Consider the following 2,390-nt stretch of genomic DNA (forward strand, 5'->3'; position numbering starts at 1 on the left):
CAGGACCCGCACCTGCCGCGCCAGCCGCAGGACCACGTCTCCGGCCGCAGTGGTTCGCACCGGGGCGGTGCGCTGCAGCAGGACCTGCCCGGCCGCCTGCTCCATCGCCTTGATCCGTTGGGACACGGCCGAGGGCGTCACGTGGAGGGCGCGGGAGGCGGCATCGAAGCTGCCCTCCTGAACGACGACGGCGAAGGTCGCCAGGTGGTCGAACTGGAACGGCTGCATAAGGCAAGCTTACGTAACGCAAGTTTCTTTAGCTGTACTGATGCACGCGTTGTCAGTAGCGTCGACTGTTGTGACCACCGCTATTGCTCCCACCGTTTTGTTGGGCCTGGGAACCGGGCTGGCCCTGATCGTCGCCATCGGGGCGCAAAACGCCTTCGTGCTGCGCCAGGGCATCCGCGGCGAGCACATCGGCGTCGTCGTTCTCATCTGCGCGGTGTCCGATGCAGTGCTGATCACCGCCGGCATTGCCGGCATCGGTGCCGTGATCCAGGCCGCTCCGGCGGTTGTGGACGTCATCCGCCTGGGCGGCGCGGCGTTCCTGCTGGCCTACGCGGTGTTCGCCGCCAAACGGGCAATCAGGCCGGGAGTGCTGACCGCCTCGGCCAATCGCTCCGGCGGGGGACTGGCCGCAACGGCTGCCACGGCGCTGGCCCTGACCTGGCTGAACCCGCACGTGTATCTGGACACGGTGCTCTTGCTTGGTTCCATCGCCAACACCCAGGGGCCGGAACTGCGCTGGTATTTCGGCGCCGGCGCCGTGGCGGGCAGCCTCATCTGGTTCGGCGCCCTCGGCTTCGGCGCCCGGCTGCTGCGGCCCTTCTTCGCCCGGCCCGGCTCCTGGCGACTGCTCGACGGGCTGATCGCCGTCGTCATGCTGGCGCTCGGGCTGCGGATGGCCTTCGGCCTCTGACCCGATATGCGAGGATGCCGGTATGGCCACCTCATTGCTGCTGCTGGCGGACACCCACGTGCCGAAGCGGGCGCGGCACCTCCCGGACCAGGTGTGGGACGCGGTGGAGGCGGCCGACGTCGTCTTCCACGCCGGCGACTGGGTCACCGCGGGGCTGCTCAACGACCTGGAAGAGCGGAGCCGGCGGCTGGTCGGGGTGTACGGCAACAACGACGGCGATGACCTGCGCGCGCGGCTGCCCGAGATTGCCCGGGCGACGATCGCCGGGGTCCGGTTCGCCATGGTGCACCAAACCGGGGCGGCAAAGGGGCGCGAACAGCGCTGCCAAGCTCGCTTCCCCGATGCCGACGTGCTGGTGTTTGGCCACAGCCACATCCCCTGGGACACCACGACGCCCGGCGGCCTGCGGCTGCTGAACCCGGGTTCGCCCACGGACCGCCGCCGCCAGCCGGTCTGCACGTACATGACCGCGACGGCCGACGGCGGCCGCCTCTTCGACGTCGAGGTGGTGCCGGTGGACAGGGCTGCCGGCCGAGGGCGCTAGTTGCCGGCTACCGCTTTGCTGACCTCGGCCGGGCTTTCGTACTGCTTGTCGGGGAGATTCTTGAGCGCCGAGAGGACGTCGTCCCCGGCTCCGGATTGTTCCGCCTTCTTCACCAGGTCGGCGGCGGATGCCGGGTAGTCCACGCCGCCCAGCGCCTTCTGGATGTCAATGGGACTGGGATTCTCTGCCATGGGAAAACCTTCCGATCGAATAGGAATCCCCACGCTACGTGCTGGGCCGGGCAGTGGGAAGGGCCCATAGGGGCGCGGGCCCGCCTAGCCGTAATTCGAGCCGCCGCGCGCACCGACACGCTGGTGGCAGATCACGGTTTTGCAACGTTGGTTACTTTACGGTAACGTGCAGTTCGTGCGCGGGCGAGATGACCGTGCCAGGGGATGCCGGAACTTCCGGCATGAACTACCCATGGAATGCCCGGACGCTGCCCACGCCTTTCGCCGTCAGAATGGCAGACGTCCACATGACCTCGATTATGCGAGTGGCTGACGGCGGTGCGGAGACGTTCGGGGACGGACTGAGCACGAGGCGGCCTCAACGGAGCATTGTGAATCCAAACAAAAACCTGAACCTCAGCCGTGCCCTGCGTGGCGGCCTCGCCGCCGTCGCCCTGACAGGAGCCAGCGTTGCGCTGGTCGGACCGGCCGCGAACGCCGCCGATGGGGCAACCTGGGACGCACTGGCCCAGTGCGAATCCGGCGGCGACTGGAACATCAACACCGGCAACGGCTACTCCGGCGGCCTGCAGTTCGCCCCGGGGACGTGGGCGGCTAACGGCGGCAGCGGTTCTGCCGCTGATGCAAGCCGCGCCGAGCAAATTGCCGTGGCCGAGAACGTCCTGGACAGCCAGGGCTGGGGCGCCTGGCCCGCCTGCTCGTCCAAGCTGGGCCTGGCCGGCGGCGGCGGAGGGTC

General features: G+C 68.7%; 5 protein-coding genes. 3 read left to right on the plus strand and 2 right to left on the minus strand.

Annotation, left to right across the window (positions count from 1 at the left end; translation table 11 throughout):
* On the minus strand, positions 1-228 hold a 228-nt coding region (locus AC5RUJ_RS14685), incomplete at its 3' end, for a LysR family transcriptional regulator (protein ID WP_494156088.1).
* A gap of 70 nt (positions 229-298) precedes the next feature.
* Between AC5RUJ_RS14685 and AC5RUJ_RS14690 the strand changes: the two genes are divergently transcribed.
* Positions 299-919: a LysE/ArgO family amino acid transporter gene (locus tag AC5RUJ_RS14690; protein WP_494127656.1), complete on the plus strand. Its 621-nt coding sequence runs from the start codon at positions 299-301 to the stop codon at positions 917-919.
* Positions 920-941: 22 nt separating this feature from the next.
* Entirely contained in the window at positions 942-1,463 is a 522-nt protein-coding gene (locus tag AC5RUJ_RS14695; protein WP_494127655.1) for a metallophosphoesterase family protein, read from the plus strand.
* On the opposite strand, the gene AC5RUJ_RS14700 is transcribed toward AC5RUJ_RS14695, so the two are convergent.
* Positions 1,460-1,654, minus strand: a complete 195-nt coding sequence (locus AC5RUJ_RS14700; RefSeq protein WP_493979809.1) for a DUF2795 domain-containing protein — start codon at positions 1,652-1,654, stop codon at positions 1,460-1,462. The genes AC5RUJ_RS14695 and AC5RUJ_RS14700 overlap by 4 nt on opposite strands.
* Before the next feature lie 371 nt (positions 1,655-2,025).
* Between AC5RUJ_RS14700 and AC5RUJ_RS14705 the strand changes: the two genes are divergently transcribed.
* On the plus strand, positions 2,026-2,390 hold a 365-nt coding region (locus AC5RUJ_RS14705; protein ID WP_494156089.1), incomplete at its 3' end, for a transglycosylase family protein.

The organism is Arthrobacter sp. Y3223164 (genome assembly GCF_059091005.1).

Excerpts from the sequence above, each read along its gene's own strand:
- AC5RUJ_RS14695 (WP_494127655.1), top strand. The coding sequence starts at position 942 with ATGGCCACCTCATTGCTGCTGCTGGCGGACACCCACGTGCCGAAGCGG.
- AC5RUJ_RS14700 (WP_493979809.1), bottom strand. The coding sequence starts at position 1,654 with ATGGCAGAGAATCCCAGTCCCATTGACATCCAGAAGGCGCTGGGCGGC.